Source organism: Streptomyces netropsis, assembly GCF_014203545.1.
GTDB classification, from domain to species: domain Bacteria; phylum Actinomycetota; class Actinomycetes; order Streptomycetales; family Streptomycetaceae; genus Streptomyces; species Streptomyces netropsis.
Genome location: NZ_JACHJG010000008.1, coordinates 253,477 through 271,632, shown reverse-complemented (window position 1 = coordinate 271,632; position 18,156 = coordinate 253,477). Strand labels below are relative to the sequence as shown.

The 18,156-nt window shown below is 69.7% G+C and carries 17 protein-coding genes and 1 pseudogene; 6 read left to right on the top strand and 12 right to left on the bottom strand.

The window, feature by feature from the left end:
• The first annotated feature begins 137 nt into the window (after positions 1-137).
• Positions 138-887: an SOS response-associated peptidase gene (locus tag FHS38_RS20725; protein ID WP_184735488.1), complete on the top strand. Its 750-nt coding sequence runs from the start codon at positions 138-140 to the stop codon at positions 885-887.
• Positions 888-1,229: 342 nt separating this feature from the next.
• On the opposite strand, the pseudogene FHS38_RS20720 reads toward FHS38_RS20725, so the two are convergent.
• The 9 genes and pseudogenes from FHS38_RS20720 to FHS38_RS35530 form a co-directional block, all read right to left on the bottom strand.
• Positions 1,230-2,010 (bottom strand): annotated as a pseudogene (locus tag FHS38_RS20720) (GNAT family N-acetyltransferase); the annotation flags it as partial.
• 93 nt (positions 2,011-2,103) lie between these two features.
• Positions 2,104-3,321 carry a glycosyltransferase gene (locus tag FHS38_RS20715; protein WP_184735486.1) on the bottom strand — a complete coding sequence of 406 codons (1,218 nt, stop codon included), beginning with the start codon at positions 3,319-3,321 and terminating at the stop codon, positions 2,104-2,106.
• 45 nt (positions 3,322-3,366) lie between these two features.
• Positions 3,367-4,305, bottom strand: a complete 939-nt coding sequence (locus FHS38_RS20710; RefSeq protein ID WP_184735484.1) for an alpha/beta fold hydrolase — start codon at positions 4,303-4,305, stop codon at positions 3,367-3,369.
• A complete protein-coding gene (locus FHS38_RS20705) occupies positions 4,302-4,544 on the bottom strand; it encodes an acyl carrier protein (protein ID WP_184735482.1) in 243 nt (80 codons plus the stop codon). Before FHS38_RS20705 ends, FHS38_RS20710 begins: the two co-directional genes overlap by 4 nt.
• Positions 4,545-4,643: 99 nt before the next feature.
• Complete coding sequence (locus tag FHS38_RS20700) at positions 4,644-5,657, bottom strand: 3-oxoacyl-ACP synthase III family protein (protein WP_311775278.1); 1,014 nt, start codon at positions 5,655-5,657, stop codon at positions 4,644-4,646.
• A gap of 35 nt (positions 5,658-5,692) precedes the next feature.
• On the bottom strand, positions 5,693-6,568 hold the full coding sequence (locus FHS38_RS20695; RefSeq protein WP_184735480.1) for an alpha/beta fold hydrolase: 876 nt from the start codon (positions 6,566-6,568) through the stop codon (positions 5,693-5,695).
• The gene (locus tag FHS38_RS20690) at positions 6,565-6,885 is read right to left on the bottom strand and encodes an acyl carrier protein (RefSeq protein ID WP_184735478.1); all 321 of its coding nucleotides are present in this window, start codon (positions 6,883-6,885) and stop codon (positions 6,565-6,567) included. The genes FHS38_RS20695 and FHS38_RS20690 overlap by 4 nt, the downstream gene beginning before the upstream one ends.
• 9 nt (positions 6,886-6,894) lie before the next feature.
• Positions 6,895-7,908: a beta-ketoacyl-ACP synthase III gene (locus FHS38_RS20685; RefSeq protein WP_184735476.1), complete on the bottom strand. Its 1,014-nt coding sequence runs from the start codon at positions 7,906-7,908 to the stop codon at positions 6,895-6,897.
• A gap of 371 nt (positions 7,909-8,279) precedes the next feature.
• The gene (locus tag FHS38_RS35530) at positions 8,280-8,627 is read right to left on the bottom strand and encodes a hypothetical protein (RefSeq protein WP_229822624.1); all 348 of its coding nucleotides are present in this window, start codon (positions 8,625-8,627) and stop codon (positions 8,280-8,282) included.
• Between the two features lie 19 nt (positions 8,628-8,646).
• Between FHS38_RS35530 and FHS38_RS20680 the strand changes: the two genes are divergently transcribed.
• The 4 genes from FHS38_RS20680 (at position 8,647) to FHS38_RS20665 (ending at position 12,690) form a co-directional block, all read left to right on the top strand.
• The gene (locus tag FHS38_RS20680) at positions 8,647-9,462 is read left to right on the top strand and encodes a cytochrome P450 family protein (RefSeq protein WP_229822627.1); all 816 of its coding nucleotides are present in this window, start codon (positions 8,647-8,649) and stop codon (positions 9,460-9,462) included.
• A gap of 402 nt (positions 9,463-9,864) precedes the next feature.
• The gene (locus FHS38_RS20675; RefSeq protein ID WP_184735475.1) at positions 9,865-10,440 is read left to right on the top strand and encodes a GNAT family N-acetyltransferase; all 576 of its coding nucleotides are present in this window, start codon (positions 9,865-9,867) and stop codon (positions 10,438-10,440) included.
• Positions 10,441-11,055: 615 nt separating this feature from the next.
• Positions 11,056-11,322: a hypothetical protein gene (locus tag FHS38_RS20670; RefSeq protein WP_184735688.1), complete on the top strand. Its 267-nt coding sequence runs from the start codon at positions 11,056-11,058 to the stop codon at positions 11,320-11,322.
• 489 nt (positions 11,323-11,811) lie between these two features.
• The gene (locus tag FHS38_RS20665; protein WP_184735473.1) at positions 11,812-12,690 is read left to right on the top strand and encodes a trypsin-like serine peptidase; all 879 of its coding nucleotides are present in this window, start codon (positions 11,812-11,814) and stop codon (positions 12,688-12,690) included.
• Between the two features lie 80 nt (positions 12,691-12,770).
• Here FHS38_RS20665 and FHS38_RS20660 read toward each other — a convergent pair whose 3' ends face one another.
• Positions 12,771-13,070 carry a putative quinol monooxygenase gene (locus FHS38_RS20660; RefSeq protein ID WP_184735471.1) on the bottom strand — a complete coding sequence of 100 codons (300 nt, stop codon included), beginning with the start codon at positions 13,068-13,070 and terminating at the stop codon, positions 12,771-12,773.
• A gap of 168 nt (positions 13,071-13,238) precedes the next feature.
• Here FHS38_RS20660 and FHS38_RS20655 point away from each other — a divergent pair, with 168 nt between their 5' ends.
• On the top strand, positions 13,239-14,108 hold the full coding sequence (locus FHS38_RS20655) for a helix-turn-helix transcriptional regulator (protein WP_184735470.1): 870 nt from the start codon (positions 13,239-13,241) through the stop codon (positions 14,106-14,108).
• Positions 14,109-15,191: 1,083 nt separating this feature from the next.
• Here the strand turns inward: FHS38_RS20655 and FHS38_RS20650 are convergent.
• Both FHS38_RS20650 and FHS38_RS20645 read right to left on the bottom strand, forming a co-directional pair.
• Positions 15,192-16,259 (bottom strand): hypothetical protein, encoded by a 1,068-nt coding sequence (locus FHS38_RS20650; protein ID WP_221495185.1) that lies wholly within the window; start codon positions 16,257-16,259, stop codon positions 15,192-15,194.
• Positions 16,260-16,336: 77 nt separating this feature from the next.
• A complete protein-coding gene (locus tag FHS38_RS20645; protein ID WP_184735468.1) occupies positions 16,337-17,977 on the bottom strand; it encodes a M48 family metalloprotease in 1,641 nt (546 codons plus the stop codon).
• Between the last annotated feature and the right edge of the window lie 179 nt (positions 17,978-18,156).

Genomic DNA, 18,156 nt, shown 5'->3' with positions numbered 1-18,156 from the left:
GGCAGAACCACCGCGGGGCATTCCCAAGCCGCGAGCACGGCCGAGGGCGGTGACTTCCCGGCGAGCCGTGGTGCCGTCGGCGGCGGGCTCCGCCTGCCGCTCGGCTGGGGGAGGGTTGGGGTGGCAGGGTGGGTGTCATGTGTGGTCGATACGTCTCCACCCGTAGCCCCCAGGATCTGGCCGGTCTGTTCCAGGTCGCGGGCTGGAACCCGGAGCAGCTCGTGGAGCCGAGCTGGAACGTCGCCCCGACCGACGATGTGTGGGCGGTGCTGGAGCGCCCCGGCCGTGAGAGTGGTGTGCTGGAGCGGCAGCTGCGGGCGTTGCGGTGGGGGCTGGTGCCGTCCTGGGCGAAGAGCCTGAACACCGGCGCGAAGATGATCAATGCGCGGGTGGAGACGGTGCACGAGAAGCCGGCCTACCGTCGTGCGTTCGCCAAGCGCCGCTGCCTGCTCCCTGCGGACGGCTTCTACGAATGGCAGACCGTCCCGGCGACCGCGACGGCGAAGGCCCGTAAGCAGCCGTACTTCATCAGCCCCGCCGACGGGCAGGTGATGGCGATGGCGGGGCTGTACGAGTTCTGGCGCGACCCCGCGGTGGCCGGAGACGAGGACCCGGCGGCGTGGTGGACCACGTGCACCGTCATCACCACCGAAGCCACCGACTCCGCTGGTCGCATCCACTCCCGCATGCCCCTGGCCATCTCCCCGGCGGACTACGAAGCCTGGCTCGACCCCGCACACCAGGACCCCGACGAACTCCGCGCCCTCCTCGGCACCCCCGCGCACGGCGACCTCGACGCACGCGCGGTGACCACCGCGGTGAACAACGTCCGTAACAACGGCCCCCAGCTCCTCGACAACGCCCCCGGACCGGACACCGAAGCCTGACCGGTCTGCGCCTGGCCCACCAGCCCCGGCGCATACAGTTCGCCTGCAACGCTCCCGGGAGTCGGACCGGGGAGCCCGGCAGGACATGGCGCTGATGGGCCGGTTGTGGCGACCACCTGGTGGCGACCATGACAGCCTTTCCCGTTCCCGTCCCGGCGTGTGCGTCCGTGTGACCACGTCCGAGGAGCCAGTTCCGGGAAGCGGCTTTGTTGTGTCCCACTGGCACAGTTCGACGGGGGAAGTCGGCTCCGTGGTTGTCGAGGACGCGCCTACTGCCGCCGTTCCGGACGCGGTAGTAGTAGGGCCCGTTGCTTCGCGCCCAGCCCGTCGGCGAGCGCGCGGTCAGAACCAGTGCAGGCAGTGCGGGGAGCGCTCGGCGCGGAAGAGGGCGTCAGCGAGGGCGGCCGCGCCCGGGCGGTGGGCCCGGACGTGTCCGGCACGCACGAGCGTGCTCGGGGCGGTGCCGCCGAGGTAGACCGAGCCCAGGTCGCGCACGTGCAGGGACAGGTCGGGCTCCCGATCCGTCGGGACGCAGTCGGCCTTGCCGTCACGGACGGTCAGCAGGTCGCCGATCGAGTAGCTGGCGTACCCGTCCGGGACGCCGTCGGCGTCCCGGTGGACGGCGACGTAGCGCGGCGCCCGCGAGATCGGGGGCTGCCCCGCGCGCAAGGCCCACCAGCGGTGCGGCCGGGACAGCGCCGGGCTGGGCGCGGCGGTACCGGTCGTAGACCTCTTCCAGGATCTCTCCGCACTCGGCACGACGCAGCACCTCGACCGAGCCGGTGTCCGAGCCGGTTGCTGGTGCGTCGGCCGTTCCGCTCGCCCGGGGAGCGGCGAGGGCGGCCTGGTGGTGCGGCACCGTCAGCTGCGCCGTGTAGGTCGCCGGTCCGTAGCCGAACCGGCCGTAGATCGGGGACTCAGAGGCCAGCAGCACGGAGAGGAACTCCCCGCGGGCCCGTAACTCGGCGAGCTGATGCCGCATCATCGCGCTGAGCACGCCCTGGCGCCGGTGCGAGGGCAGGACGCCGACGGCGGTCACCCCGGCGGCCGGGACGAGGGTCTCACCGGGCAGGGTGAGCTCGAAGGAGTGCGCGCCGGCGGTGCCGACGGGCCGCCTGTCCGCCGCGGCCAGGACCGGGGGAGGCCCCGCGCCGTCGCGGGTGCCGTCACCGGTGCTGCGTGTGATCGGCGGATCTTCATCAGGCAGGTGCCGGGGCTACCCGGTGAGGCCGAGTGCGCGGACGACCCCCGCAGTGCCGTCCTGCCGTTTGATCACCGCCCCGATGCGGCGGGTCCGTTCGCGGTAGCGGCTGTCGGCGAGGAGCCGTGTGAGGGCGAGGCTGAGGCTGCCGCTGTCGAGGCGGGGCATCGGGATGGCGGCGGGGGAGAGACCGAGGGAGCGGAGCCGGGCGGCCCAGAAGGGCTGGTCGAGCTTGAAGGGAACGGGGAGGGTGGGAAGAGCGGCTTGCAGGGAGGCGTGAGTGGTTCCCGGCCCCGCGTGGTGGACGGCGGCGGCCATGCGCGGGAAGAGCCAGGCGTGCGGGCATTCCCCGATGGTGAGGATGTCGTCGCCGCCGTCGCCTGTCAGACCGGCCCAGCCGCCTTGGACGACGGCGCGGATCCTGAGCCGGCGGACGGTGCGGGTGATGATTCGGGACAACCGTTCCGCCTGGTCTCGGCCCATGCTGCCGAAGCCGAAATACACAGGCACGGGCCCGGAAGCGAGGAAATCGGTGAGACGGTCATCAGGGTGCCAGTTCGGCGGCTGAGCGGGCTGCCAGCTGCCGACCATCTTGTGTGTGGCAGGCAGGGGCATGCGGTCGGGCAGCAGAGCGCTGCTGAAGCCGTAGTAGACGGTGTGGCGACGGGCGGAAGAGATCAGGGCGTCGCCGGTGAAGCGGTGACGCAGGCCGAGTTCGCGCCGTAGGGCGCTGATCACCGGTGCGTACAGCGGGCTGAGGATGCCTTTGACCAGCGCGTCGGCGACTGTGTAGCGCAGGCGTGGGGTCCCGGCGATCAGGCGGGGGAGCATCATGGCGTGCGAGACGGTGTAGACGCCGTGGCACGGCAGCCCGAGCCCCTCGCCGATGACGGCCGCCTGCGGGTGCAGCAGGGGATGGGCGAGCAGAACGTCGGTGCCTTCACCGGCGGCTTCCAGAAGCACTTTGCCTGCGGTGAGCGCCATGTCCCGGCCGTTGCCGATGCGTGCGCGGCGCGCCTTGTGCGCTCCGACCGCCGCTTCCTGTTCGTCCAGGGGCATGGCCCGTACCCGGAGCCCGTGTTCGCGGAAGAGCGCCGCGTACCGTCGTGAGGTCACCACGGTCACCTGGTGGCCGGCCCTGCTCAGGCCGGTTGCGAGGCCGGTGTAGGGGGCGATGTCGCCGGTGGTACCCCAGGTGGCCAGGAGGACGCGAGGCTTCACGGCGGATTCCACGGCTGCAGGCTCCTGAGGGGTGGGGCGCGGCGGAGCGCCAGGGGCTCACGGCATCGTCTCGATCGTGCAGTGCTGCAGGGTGCTGAGCGGCCTGCCGTCGAGGAAGAGAGCAACGAGAGTGGCGAAGTCGGCGTCGCGCTCCATGTGCAGCAGGTGGTCGGCGTTCTTCATGACGATGAAGGTCGCGCCGCTGATGGTGGCTGCGACGGCCCGGTTGTCGGCGACGGTGGTGGCGGTGTCGAACTCGCCCACTCCGACGAGCGAGGGAACGCCGCGGACGCCGCCCGGGGGCAGCGGATTGCGCAGCAGAAGGAACCCGCGGTCGTGGACGTAGCGGATGAGGGGGTCGTCGGCGGATGCGGCGAGCTGGTCGAGCACGACGCGCCCTGCGGCTTTGATCAGCAGGTGTCGTTCTGCCGCCTCGGTGTTGGTCAGGACGCTGACCAGCTCTCGGGCGGCTCGCAGCCGATCGGGCGGGCCTTCGGCGGAGCACGGGCTCCGGGAGTCGGCCTCCCGGTGCAGCCCTTTGCTGATCAGTTCCGCCAGGCGAGGGGCGGGCCGGGGCGCAGCGCCGAAGAGCATCAACCGCGTGACCCGGTCGGGGTGGCGCTGGGCGAGTCGGTATCCGATGGGATAGCCGGAGGAGACACCGAGTACGGCGAAGCGGCTGATGCGGAGCCGGTGCGTGGCGTGCAGGGCGGCGTCGGTGAGGTCGTCCCAGCTCAGGCTCTGCGCTGCCTGCCCGGGCGTGCGGGCGGGCGGCAGGTCGGGGATGACGAGGGGGAACCGGGAGGCCACGTGGCGCTCGAAGCGTCCCCACGAGTGCCTGGTCTGCAGGCCGCCGCTGAGGACGAGGAGCGGTTCGGCGCTCGCCGGGCCGTGCGCGACGACGGTCCTGCACGGGTAATCCGCGGCCCTCCAGGGGATGCGGTGGTCGTGCGCGCCGGCATGGGCGGAGAGGAATGGGGAGCCTTGTCGGGTCACGCCTTTGCCGCCAGGTGCCTTCCGATGAGTGCCGCGAGGTCGGCGACGGTGGAGTTGGCCGACAGGTCGGCTTCGGTGATCACCAGGCCGTACTCGTCCTCGATGACCATGGCGAGTACGGCGACGGCCATGGAATCCACGCCGGCTTCCGTCAATGTGGCCTCCGGGGTGACCGGCCCGGGCGGCAGTCCGGCCTTCCGGGTCAGAATGCCGATGACCGTCTTCTGCGTGTCGTCCATGCGCCTGACCTTCCGGAAGTGACGGATGAGGGTTGCGAACCGTGGGTCACAGGTGGGGAGTTGAGACCGTGGGTCACAGGCGGGGGGTGCGTGCATGAGTCACAGATGGGGAGTGAGAGCGTGCGGCCACGTGGCGGTGGCGGCGGCCCATGACAGGCCGCTGCCGAAGGCCACCATCAGCACCCGCTGGTCCGATTTGATCGCGCCGTCGGAGGCGGCGTGTGCGAGCAGGATCGGAACGGACGCTGCGGCGGTGTTGCCGACGTGCTCGATGTTGGTCGGCATGCGGGCGGCCGGGAAGGACAGGGTCGCGGCCACGGCCTGAGTGATCGCCGCGTTCGCCTGGTGGGCCACGAGCACGTCGACGTCCTCCAGACTCCAGCGCGCGGCCTCGGCGGCGGCGATCGCGGCGGCGCTCATGCGCTTGACCGCGTTGCGCACCACTTCGGCGCCGCGCAGATGCAGGTACGCATCGGCTCCGCCGAGGTCCGGTGCGGGCGTGCGCCGCCGGGAGCCGCCGGCCGGGATGGCGATGGCGTCGGCGAAGGTGCCGTCACTGCCCCAAACCGACGGGCCGAAGGTAGGGAACTCACCCGGTTCGGCCCGTCGCAGCACGGCTGCGCCAGCGCCGTCGCCGAAGATCGGGGCGGTGCTGGAGTCCTGAGGATTGATCATGGTGGAGGAGCTTTCGGCGCCGATCACCAGAACCGTTCTCGCGGTGCCGGCGGCGATCAGCCCGCGGGCGAGCTCGCAGCCGTAGAGGAACCCGGAGCAGCCGGCGTTCAGGTCGAAGGCGGGGGCGCCGGTCATGCCCAGACGGCTGGCGACTTCGGGAGCTCCGGCGGGGCAGAGCCGGTCCGGGGTCGTGGTGGCCAGGATGAGCGCATCGACGCGCGACGCGCCTGCCGAGGCCAGAGCGCGGGCGCCTGCCTCCGTGGCCAGGTGAACGGTGGCCTCGCCGTCGCTGACGCGGTGCCGGCGGGCGATGCCGATCCGCCGCCGTACGAAGTCGTCCATCACGGGGCTCATGAGATCTGCGTTGGTCACCACGGTCGGCGGCAGCCAGCACCCCAGTCCCACCAGCACGGTGTTCATCTTCTGCTCTTCTGCCACGATTCTTTCCGTTGAGGCGGGGTGGTGGGTGGTCGTCACCCGACAGCCATGGACGGTTCGATCAGGTAGTCGAGATCGGTGAGTGGCCGACCGGTGAAGAACCGCATCACCAAGTCACTCGCTTCGTAGCGCCGCTGCAGGAACACCCAGTGATCGGCTTCACCGATCGCCGCGAACGTGCAGTCCTCGATCGTGGCTGCGAACTCCTTCTGCTCCTGCAGGGAGCTGATGGTGTCGTGCTCGCCGCAGAACACCAGCGTGGGAACACCGTTCAGACCGCCCTGGGGATCCAGGTTCTCCAGGACCGAACGCTCCATCGTCCGGAACCCGTGCGCGCTGTTGGTGACGGCCCGCAGGGTCATCCGCTTGACCAGTTGACGCACCACATCCCGGTTTCTGACGGTCACCTCGGTGTTGGAGCACAGGAACATCTCCGCCAGGACGTCGACGAACCCGTTCGCATCCCCGGACAGCATCCGCTGGGCGCCGCGCATCCACAGGTCGATGAGTTTGTCGCTGATGCGGACGGGCACGCCGCCCAATGCCAGCCTGGCGTACCGGTCCGGGCGTCTTTGGGCGCAGCGGAAGGCGACCGCTGATCCGAAGGAGTAGCCGAGGAAATTGACGCGCTCCAGACCGAGGTCGTCGATGATGATCTCGGTGGCCCGGCACATGGTCTCCATGTCCTGCTCGGGCCGCAGCGGCGTGGATTCGCCGGCGCCGGGGAGGTCCACCGAGATCAGGCCGGCGTGGGGTAGGACGTGACGCTCCATGATGGACCAGCCGTGCATGCCTTGCAGAACGCCTCCGAGGACGAGCACGGGCTCGATGACGGGGGCCTCACTGTTCACCACCTGGTAGGAAAACGAGAGCCCGTCCAGTTGCAGGGTGTGGGTGATCGCCCTGGTCACAGCTCTCCATCGCAGGGTCGGGTCGTTCGGAGACCGCCGATCGCAGACGCGTCCGGCCGCCGGACGCAGGCCGCGTCCAGGGCCTGCTGAACGAGATCGGCCGTCTCCTGGAGAGTGGTGTTCCCGGAGGCCAGCGAGTCGTTCAGCTGGATCCTGTAGTGGTCGGAAACGGTCACGAACATTTCCACCTGCGCGATGGAGTCCAGTTCGAGACTGTCGAACGAACGGCCACCGGTCAGTTCCTCGGGATTCAGGTCGTAGGTGGTCGCCAGGTAGTTGCGAATGAAGTCGAACGGCCGCTGAACCGGCTCCCCCATGAAAACTCCCTACCGTCGTGCGGGTTTGAGATCGGGCCAGGACAACGCGACCGCCCCCCACACGGCACCGCCTCCGAACGCGGTCAGCAGCGTCCGCGTACCGGGGGCGACGGCCTGGGCCTTGACCAAGTCGTCCATGACCAGAGGAATCGATGCCGACGAGGTATTGCCGACTCGGTGAATGTTCCCGAAGCGGCTGGCGTCGGGCACACCCACCAAGTCGGCCACCTTGTCCAGGATCCGCTGGTTGGCCTGATGTCCGATGAATGCGCCGATGGAATCCACCGGCCACCCCGCCCTCTCCAGCAATTCCCGGGACACTTCGGTCATCCGGCGCACCGCGTGGGCGAACATGTGCGGGCCCTGCATCCGCAGACAGCGCTCCGCCTCCGACGCGACACCGCCGTGGTCGGGTCGGCGGGAGCCGCCGGCTTCGACCACGGCAAGGTCCTTCTGCGTGCCGTCGCTGCCCAGGCAGGTCGCCTGAACGGCGCCGGGCTCGCCCTGTTCGCCGCTGCGCAACACCACGGCCCCGGCACCGTCGGCGAAGACCACGGCGGTGCCGCGGTCCGAGGGATCGGTGATCGTCGAAAGTGTCTCCGCGGCCAGGACCAGTACACCCTCCGCCATCCCCGACCGGATCCACGCGTCGCCCACGGCCAGCCCGTAGGTGAACCCCGAACAGGCGGCTGCGACATCGAACGCCGGCAAGGTGCCCAGCCCCAGCTGGGCGGCAACCCACGGAGCCGTCGCCGGTGAGTGGTGGTCAGGCGTCGTGGTCGCCAGTACGACGAGATCCACGACCGGATCGCCGGCACTCTGCAAGGCCGCACGGCCCGCTTCGACCGCGAGGTCTCCGGTGCTGATCCCCGGCTCCACCCACCGTCGGCATTCGATCCCTGTCCTGCTGCGAATCCACTCGTCACTCGAACCGAGATTCGCAAGCGCGGGGTCGTCGTTACGGATCACGCGCGGAGGGAGGTGAGAACCGACACCGGCCACCACGGAAGCGGAACTGGCCATACGAATCCCCCGGATCGACAGGAAGCCTGCGATCGTACGTCAATCGTGCGCCACTGTATTTCACACATTAAGTGCACGTCAAAGGAGTCGGGGATTCCTTCGGGCGGATCGCGTTTACCATGCAACGAAAGTGCGACCATCGAACGAGCGGGCACGAGCGGGCACCAGAATTCTTGTTCTGGCGCTGGATGTATGCGGCCGTGAGCCGTTTGATTTCCACCCGTCCGGTATTGGGGAACGCTTGCGCCTGACCGCTTCAGACCTTGTGGTGCCGCGTCACCGTGCGCGGAGACCTACCCGACCCGTGTGCCTTGGAGGCGCGAATCATGGCGGCCGAATGCGATGGCGTAGAGCTGATGCACATCGACGAATCAACCTACGGTGAAGATCCACACACCTTCTACGCGACCATGCGCGCCGAAGCGGCGGTCCGTCAGGTCGTCGTGCCCGGCGGCCTCAAGGTGTGGCTCATCAGCCGGTACGACGACGCGCGTGCGGTGCTGGCGGACCCCCGGATCTCCAAGGACGTCGAAATCGGCCGACAGGCCATCATGCGCAACACCACGGCGAAGGCCGGCCTCATGACGTTCGCCATGGAGCTGGTTTCCCACATGCTTAACTCCGACCCGCCCGACCACACTCGCCTCCGCGGCCTCGTGAACAAGGTCTTCACCCCCCCGCGCCGTCGAACGCCTGCGTCCCGGGATCGAAGCGATCACCCACGAGACGCTGGACGCCATGGCCCGGCAGCAGCCCGCAGATCTCATGCGCGACTTCGCCTACCCCCTGCCCATGTCCGTCCTGTGCGAACTGCTGGGCGTCCCTGTTCCCGATCGCGACCACTTCCACGGCTGGGTCCAGGCCCGGATGTCCGACGACCCGGCGCGCATGATGGCCGCCGCGCCCAGTCTCCTCGGCTACCTCCACCAGCTCGTCGAAGCCAAGCGCCGCACACCCGCGGCAGACCTCCTCACCGACCTGGTCCACGCCAGCGACGACGACGGCCGGCTCAGCCCCCAGGAACTGGTCGCCATGACCTTCCTCCTCCTGGTCGCCGGCCATGAGACGACCGTCAACCTCATCGGCAACGGCACCCTCGCACTCCTGCGCCACCCAGACCAACTCGCCGCCCTGCGCGCCGACCCGTCCTTGATGCCCTCGGCCATCGAGGAGTTCCTCCGCTACGAGGGCCCGCTCAACACGGCCAGCCTGCGCTACACCACCGAGCCCATCGACATCGGTGGAGTCACCATCCCCCGGCACGACCTGGTCTCTGTGGCCCTCGCCTCCGCCAACAGGGACGACGCCCACTTTCCCGACGCCACCCGCCTCGACGTCACCCGCACCCCCACCGGCCACCTCGCCTTCGGCCACGGCATCCACTACTGCGTCGGCGCACCACTGGCCCGCCTGGAGGGACGCATCGCCTTCACCGCACTGCTCGACCGATTCCCCGAGATCCACCTCGCCTGCGACGAGGGCGATCTCCGCTGGCGCGGAACCATGTTCCGGGAGTTGCAGGCACTCCCCGTGCGATTTTCCGCCACGCCTTAGCTTGTCGCTTGGGCCTGCGTCGAACGCAACTCGCACGCGCAGAGTGGTGCAAGGACCACGTCGACGGGCAAGGACGCCGTCGTGACATCCAGCTGGTGCCGATCACTGGGGCGGTTCGCCGTCGGCAGGCGCACCACCCCCACGAGCAATCCCGCGCGGGCTTGCCCGCCTCCCCGCCGGGCGCCTCCCCGGCTTTGCGCGCGATCGAACGAACAGCGCGGGGCTGGTCGGGCGTGCGTCCCATCGTCGGGGCCACTGGGTGATCAGGGGACGGGGTATGGGCGAGCGAGGAGTGCCCACGCTCCGGACGCGGCGGAAACAGCCGCGCGCACCACCGGTCCGGTGGCACGGCGACCGGCCACCGGCGATCGGTCGGCGGAGTGGCCCAGGTACAGTCGCCCGATGCTGCGCATCGACTTCCCTATTGCCACCGCCCGGCTGATACTCCGTCCGTTCCGGCCCGAGGATGCCGAGGCCGTTTGTGATTACCAGCGCCGGCCCGACGTCGCCCGCTTCATGCGGTGGGAGCCGCGAGGACCGGAGGACGTCCGGGTGGCGGTGGAGCAGATGGCCCGGGAGACCGAACTGGCCTCGGACGGCGACTGTCTCAGCCTGGCGGTCGTCGAGCCGGGCACGGGGACGGTCGTCGGTCAGGTCGAACTGGTCCTGCTCAGCGCGGAACACCGCCAGGGTGAGCTTGGCTATGTCTTCCACCCCGCCCACCAGGGCAAGGGTTTCGCCACCGAGGCCGCGTTCGCCGTCCTGGGCCTGGGATTCGACGCGCTGGGGCTGCACCGGGTGATCGGCCGCTGCCACGCGGACAACGCCGCTTCCGCCGGACTCCTCGAACGGCTGGGCATGCGCCGGGAGGCCCGTTTCATCGGAACGGAGTTCTTCAAGGGGGCATGGCGCGACGACCTGGTGTACGCCATGCTCCGGCGGGAGTGGCAGGCCTCGGCAGCTCGTCGGAGAACGTGACACGCCCCTGAAACAGGCACCGGCACTTGCCCTTGAGTGAGATCAACGAGCAACTCGGCGAACCTATGCGGTCACAGCGCTGGGGCGTGTCCGCAAAGTGCGCGCGTGGCCGTTCTCGCGTACGTCTTCCAGTGGACTTCGGGAGCACTAGACGCTGCCTGATCCCTGGTAACCGCGCTCAGCGCGGCCACGCGACCCCGACACTGCTCTGTGGGGTCAGTTGGGTGACCTGTACGCGGAGTGGCCCGAACGGCGCACACCCGGCAGGCATAACAGCCAACAGCCCCGCTACCGAAGGAAGTAGCGGGGCCTGGACGGGACGGGGGAGCTCGGTCCGCTCCGCGCAGGCACAGGTCAGCCGCTGGCGCTGCTCAGTCGATGGCGAGCCCGTCGCGGGCGCGGTTGCGGAGCCAGATGGCGGTGAAGATGGGGTCCATGTGCTTGGGGTGTGGCCGGCGGCGTTTGTGCTGGTGTGGGCTGCGGGTGGGGTGGTGGGTGGCGCGGGGGTTGTCAGGTGCCGCGTTGGTGTACAGGGGTGATGGCTGGGCTGGCGGCCTTGCGGAAGTAATACCCGGGACCCGTCTCTGGCAGCGGGTCTCTATCCCGGCCTTGGGCATGCCCTCGCGCGAGCGGAGGTGGGCCGCCCGGAGCCGGATCGTCCGGCGGGGCGAAGGGGTCCCCTCGCCGCATGGGCGGAGGTGCGAGTGCATCTGCGACCGCACCCTCGAAGGCCACGAGAGCGCCCGCAAGCGGGGCAAGACCATCGGCGGGGCCGACGTCGCCGACGACGCAATGCTCTCCATGGCCCTCCACCTGCGCAACCAAGAGACGAGCCTGTGCGACATCGCCTCCCTGGTCCGGAACGCCGCCCAGGCGAGATAGGCCGCTGGCAGGCCCAGCAGCACCGCCACCCCGTCGCGACTGTCTCTCCACCGGAGTACCGAACCAGCGTCAGCGCCGCACACGTCGCGGTCCCCGGCCAGGCCCTCCACGTTCCATGACGGTCCATCCTGCCCCCAGCAGCGGCACCTTTCCTTGACGATACGAAAGCTACTCAGCGGCTATTTGCGGTTGAGCCTGAGCCAGCCGATGGCACTGCCTGTCGGCCATCGCTGACCGCCTGCGGTCCTGGCGCCCTGGGCCGCAAACCCCACTTGGCTGAAGCGGTGGAAGGGGTGGCGTCGGTAATGATGCCGGATTCCGTGGTGGCGATAATTCCGCTTCTGGTCCGGCGTGCGCGAGCGCCTCACTCCACGGTGGGTCTGTCCGGGAAACCCCTGGTGGGCCATGAATGGCTCGAACCCTCTGGTCGTTGGGTCTCGACCATGCCAGGGATTCTCATCTGCCCTGTCATACGCCACACTCCCCGCCATGAGAGGACTCGTCAGTGCGTTCATCGCCGGCGCCCTCGTTGTCGGAGCGGTGCAACAGGTCCCGGCTCCCGCCGCCGACCGGGGAGGTGTGAACAGGGCTGCGTTTCCGGTCGGCTACGAGCTGTCCGTACCTGGGGCGATGCCACAGCCGGGGCTGAGGGTGGCCCTGGGCCAGGAGCCGGTCACTGCCAGGGCGGACGCCGCTCCCAAGGCCAGCGTCAATCCGGGTCCCAACATGAGGATGGGCCGGTTGTACATGCACACGCCCGAACTCGAGGCGTGTGCGGCCGCCTTGGTGCCGAGCAAGCACCACAACCTGGTCATCACGGCGGCACACTGCTTGCACGCGGGCGGAGGCGGCAAGGAGAAGTACTACAAGGACTTCACCTTCGTGCCAGGCCACCGAAAGGGGCAGGCGCCCCCGTACGGGGTGTTCGCCGGCAAGCAGCCGATGGTCAACTACGCCTACGCCGCCAAGGGAGACCTCCGCTACGACTACGGGTTCCTCATCCTCCATCCGGGCAAGGACGGGCGACAGGCCGGAGAGGTGGTCGGAGAGAACGACTTCATGGTCAACGCGCCCTTCGTCGCCTCGCGCACCCTGTGGTCGTACCTGTACCACGACAGCCCCGCCGAGTGCTTCGGCCAGACGCGGCCGTTCCTGTTCCCGCCTGAATCCCGAATACAGGTCGATTGCCGATTCGAGCCCACCTCGAGCGGTGGCCCCTGGTACGACGGCTACGATGCCGCTACCCAGAAGGGCACCGTGAACGGAGTGATCAGCGGGCCGCCCGACAAGAATGCCCCCTCGATCCTCTCGCCCTACTTCGACGACTTCACCTGGCTGCTCTACAAGGAGAGCGACAACGACGGGTGAAGGGCCAGGCCCGGGTCCCAAGCAGGCTCGTGCAGCAGGACGGCAGGGCGGCAGGGCGGCAGGACGGCAGGGCCGGGTGGTCAGGTGGGGATGTCGGTCAGTCGCCGGAGGGTGAAGGGCTCGGCGAGGATCTCGTCCAGGACCCTTGCGACGTGCTGGAAGTGCGGCAGTGCGAAGTGGTACTCCAGCGCTTCGCTGCTGACCCACTCCTCAAGGATGATCATGCGCTCGGGCCGATCGGGGTCGGCGAAGGGCTGATATCCCAGGCAGCCTTCCTCGGCGACCGAAGGCGCGATCATCGCGTTGAGCTCATCCCGCAGCCGCTGCTCCTGGCCCGGCTTGGCGATGAAGCCGGCGACGAGGGTGAGGGTGTTCGACATGAGGCAACTCCAGTTGATTCGGGTCTTGCGATTCTGTTCGTCGGGCGGACGACATCCATGCTGCGCGCCCGCCCCGTATCCACCCAGGGCTGCGATCAACCGCGGTCCTGCCTGCCTGGGTCTGCCAGGACCAGGCAGAAGGATCCGGACATCCGCAACACTGCGACCATGGATCGTGCACAGCAGCTCAGCGAGTTCCTGCAGACCCGGCGGGGCCGCCTGCGCCCGGAAGACGTCGGCGTCCCTGATTTCGGCCGTCAGCGCCGAGTGCCTGGCCTGCGCCGCGAAGAGCTCGCCCTGCTGGCCGGCGTCAGCGTCGATTACTACACCCGCCTGGAACAGGGCCGGGCCCGCAACGTCTCCTCCGACGTCCTGGACGCCGTCGCCCGCGCACTGCGCCTCGACGGTGACGAACGTGCCCACCTGCGCAACCTCGCCCGCCCCACCACCAGCCGCAAGCGCCCCAGCCGCCCGCAGCAGGTCGGCGCCGAGATGCGCCAGGCCCTGGACGCGCTCACCGCCGCCCCCGCCTACATCATCGGCCGCCGCCTGGACATCCTGGCCTGGAACGACATGGCCCGGGCTTTGATAGCCGACTTCCCCGCGATGCCGGCCGCCGAGCGCAACATGGCCCGGATGGTCTTCCTCGACGACGCCTCCAAGGACCTCTACCCGGACTGGGAGCTCAAGGCCCGCGACACCGTCTCCAACCTCCGCCTCGACGCCGGCCGCCACCCGGACGACCCCCGGCTGGCCGGCCTCATCGGCGAGCTCTCCCTGGGCAGTGAACGCTTCCGCCGCCTCTGGGCCGACCACAACGTCCACGGCAAGACCCGCGGCAAGAAGCGCTTCGCCCACCCCCAGCTCGGCGACCTCACCCTCGACTACGTGGCCATGCGCGCCCCGGACGACCCCGACATGACCATGATGATCTACAGCGCACCGCCCGGCTCGGACGCCGGCATCACTCTGCGGCTCCTCGCCAGCCTCAGCCAGCCACAGCCCGAAGCCGAGGCACGGACCACGCAGTCAACTTGACCCGGCCCTGAAAGGGCAGTTCTTCTTCGCCAAGGTGCGAGGTGGCGGCGGAGAGTGGCACTGGACGAGTCTGCTGTTGCTCCTTTGGGGTGACGGCTTGCATCCGTCTGGTGGAGCACGGGCAGTTCAGAGGTACAGGCATCTCCATTCGTGGGCCCGGAGGCTGAGATGAGACGAACCTCGATCGCCCTGGCGACTGCAATTCTCGCTGGAGGGCTGGGTCTTGCGGTCGCGCAGGCAGATTCCGGCGCCGCCGTGAAGGCGCCGTTCATCCGACATTCCGTCCAAAGGAACGTGGGCCCAGGGGAGACGGCAATCATCAGGGTGCCGTGCGACCCAGGCACCGTGCCGACGGGCGGAGGGTTCAACAACTCTCCGGGGGTCGACGTACTGTCCTCATTTGCGCAGCCCGACAATTGGACAGTTGTGGTCAACAACCCCAGCAACATCTTCAAACAAGCCGAGTCCCACGTGATCTGTTCTACGCCGTAAACGCCGAGTTGGTCGGGGCCCGCTGGACTACCGCTGTTCGACATCACCGGCTGGGCACGGGACGAGATCGACACCGGTGCGACCCGCTCCCCGGCGACCGGCGTCGTTGGGACTGGTCGGTGACACTCCTTGACGGGAGTTGCTGCAGAGCAAGAACCGCGACCAGCTCGGGCGGCACCGCTCCGGGCGAACCGGCCCGGCCGAGTGTGTCGCGATGGTGCCTGTCACGTTGGCCTCCCCGCCAAGCGCGCGTACCAAGGTCCCGCATGCACCGCCGATTGCTTGGCCAACCCTTCCGCTGCGGGCGGTCCGACCGCCCGCAGCGGGCGACGGTGCCGCCCGTGAGGGGCGGGCACCTCTCACTACCAGCACAGACGCGGCCGGAGCAGTCTGGTGTCCACGCGCCGCGTCCGGCCGACGCACCACGTGGAGACCTGGTGATCGTGTGCCGTCATACTCGATGACGGTCCGGCCGGAGGGCTCCGGCGAGCGGGACCTCGGTCGGCCCGATCACCACAGCCGTGGAATCCACCGGCGGTTCGGTGACGCGCCTGGACGTGAGTGAATTGCCGCCGGTTATCCCGAGACGACTCAGCCGGCGAGCCTCGACGCTGCCGCGCCCTTCAGCGCTACGTCCCTGACGCGGCAGTAGGCCTCGGCCGGGTTGTCGTAATAGCGCCACGGAACGGCCTCCACATAGCCGTCCACCAGCCGGAACTGTTCCAGGGCGGCCTCATGGCGGCCCTGCTTGGTCAGGCAGTAGGCCAGCAGGTGCCGGACCTCCGCGGCCCTGGGGTGGTCCGGCCGAGCCGCGGCGACATCCGCCAGGGCGGCCTCGGTCAGCGCCATCATCTCCGGCCAGCCGTAGGCCTCGTCCGGGGCCTCGTCGTCGTTGTGTGCGTACCAGCTGACCAGCGGGAACATCGTCAGCAGGCTACCGCGCGGAGCCGTCGCCGCGGCCTGCGCGGCGAAGTTGCGGGCGAGGTCCGCGGAGCCGCACCACTTCGCGCTCCAGTACTGGAGCGCGCGCCAATGAGCCTGGTAGTGGTACGGGGCGCGGGCGGTGACCTCGGCCCACAGCTGGTGCAGCGCCTCGTGCGGGGCGCTCAGGCCCATGTACAGCGGGATCTGAAGGACGTACGGCGTCGGGTCGTCGGGGTGGGCCAGGGACGTGGCACGGTCGAAGTCCTCCCTGGCTTCCTTCAGCACCCGGTGGAAGCCGGCGAACTGCTCGGCGGAGGTGTCCTTGGCCCAGGCCCCGCCACGGATCTGCCAGGCCAGCGACACCTTGGCGTCCGCGTGGACCACGGCCGCGTCCGGGTCGTCGGGGCGCGCGGCCTGCCAGGCCCGCAGCCAGGTGTCGTCGTCGGCCGCCCGCCTCGCGATGACGCCGACGAGGTAGGAGCGGCGTTCCCAGTCGGTGCCCGTGGCGGTGAGCGCCTGGGCGGCGGGCTGCCAATCGCCCTGGGAGAGGGCTGCCAGCACGGCTTCCGCCTCGGGGTCCGGGTACGCCCGGTCCGTGTTCTGGCGCTCCGGCGGCAGCAGGTCCGCGCCGATTTCGGCGGCGAGTCTCTCCGCGCGCTTGGCGAGCCTCTTGGACCGCAGCCAGAAGCAGAGCATGACGGTGACGATGACGAACGGGAGGATCTTCCCTGACATGGGTTCTACGGTCCGATCAGTCGTGAGTTCAATAGAGGTGCAGAGGTGCAGAGGTGCGGATTGGCGGGTCCGCGAGCTCAGTGGGCGAGGAGCGTGCGTAGCGGCGTGGTGTCCGGAGTGTCCGCGGTGGCCGCCCGCACCGCGGCCGTCAGCGCCTCCTCCACCTCAGGCGCCTCCTGCGTGTCACCGGTGTATGCGGTCCCCGGCAGCCGTAGCCGCACCTGCTCGGACCAGGAGAGCTCCCAGTACGCCCCGGCCCTCTCCACCAGTGCCAGCTCCGCCAGCCCGTACGTCCCGGCCTCCAGCGCCGGCCGCAGGAACTCCCGCGCCGCCCGGCCTGTCGCCTGTGCCGCCTCCGACGACTTGGGCAAGTGCCCCGCGACCAGCCACAGTCGTCCCGCGTCGGCGGAGTCCAGCAGGGCCGCGAGGGCGCCCGACGCGCTGCCCGCGGCGATCCCCGCGGCGGCCAGTGCCGTCCGCAGCGACCCGGCGGCCGCCGTCGCCCGCGCGTGCATCGCTCTGTGCGCCAGTTCCGGCCATTCCGCCCGCTCCATGGCCAGGGCCTCCGGTGTGAGGAGGACGTCCTCCAGCTGCATCAGCACCCGCTCGGCGTCGCGAAGCAGCGCCAGTGCGGGCCGCTGCGGGCCCGTCCCACGGCCGTCGTCGGGCTGCGCCTCGATCAGCCGCACCCGCTCGGCCACCGGGGGGTGCGAGTCGTACGGGGACTCCTCTTCGGCCGGCAGTTCGCCGCGCAGCTCCGCCAGGGTGGACCGGCACCGGGGGTCGGCGAGCAGATGGCGCAGACCGCCGAAGACCTCACCGCGCGGCGGGAGGAGGCCCGCCTCGATGCCCAGCAGGGCGTACCGGCTCTGGTAGAAGTCGTGGGCGGCGTCGAGCGCCGCGATCTCCCGCAGCGCCGAGGCCGTCGCGTCCCGGCCCGCGACGCGGATCGCCATCCGGTCGGCGGCGAGCTCCTGCTGCCGGCCCACGCCGCTGGTGACCCGCAGGTAGAACCGCGCGTACGCCTGGAACGGCTTGGCCATGAGCCGGTACCGGAGCCCGGTGCGTCCGGTGTCGACGCCCTTAGCCTTCTTGCCCATGCGCCGACGCTTTGCGTTCGCCTTCTCCTGCCGGGAACGCTCCTTGCCGATCCGCTTCCGCTCCTGCTCCTGGAATGCCGCAACGGTCCGCAGCACGCAGTCGCGGCCGCGCCGGGTGATGCCCGAGAAGCGGGTGTCCGCGTTGCCGTAGTGGCCCAGCTCATGGGCGATCACCGAGTGGAGCTGCGGCTCGCTCAGGCCGCTCAGCAGCGGCACGCCGAGGTACAGGCGACGTCGCCCGGGCAACAGGCCCAGCAACCGGGCGTCCTCGGATACCGCCGCGTTCACCTCCCCGGTGAGGAGGATCTCGTCGGGCGGCCGGGTCCCGGAGCGCTCGGCCAACGAGCGTACGGTGCCCCATAGTTCGGGCTGCTCGGTCTCGGTGACCGGCAGCGCTTCCCTCTCGTCCCAGGTGCTCGCGCCCAGCGCGAAGACGCCCCGCACGACCGGGAATCCCAGCAAGGCGGAGACGAGGGTCACCTTGATCGCGACCGGGGGCGGCGCCCAGATCCAGGCCGCGACATCGGTCCCGACGAGCGCGCCGAGTACGACGAGGATGACCAGATAGAAGCAGGCCAGCAAGACCAACGCGCGCAGCGCGCGCGGAGATGCGGTCACAGAGCAGAGTCCCCCGTATGAAGAAGGATATGAGTGGAAAGATCATATGTGCGAATCGCGCACGGACTGGATCATTTTCGCCGGAGCCGTCCGGGGCGCAAACGCGAGCCGGCCCGGCCACAGGGGAGGACAGATCATCGTGAGACGGACGAGACTGGCGAGACGGACGAACGGCGGGG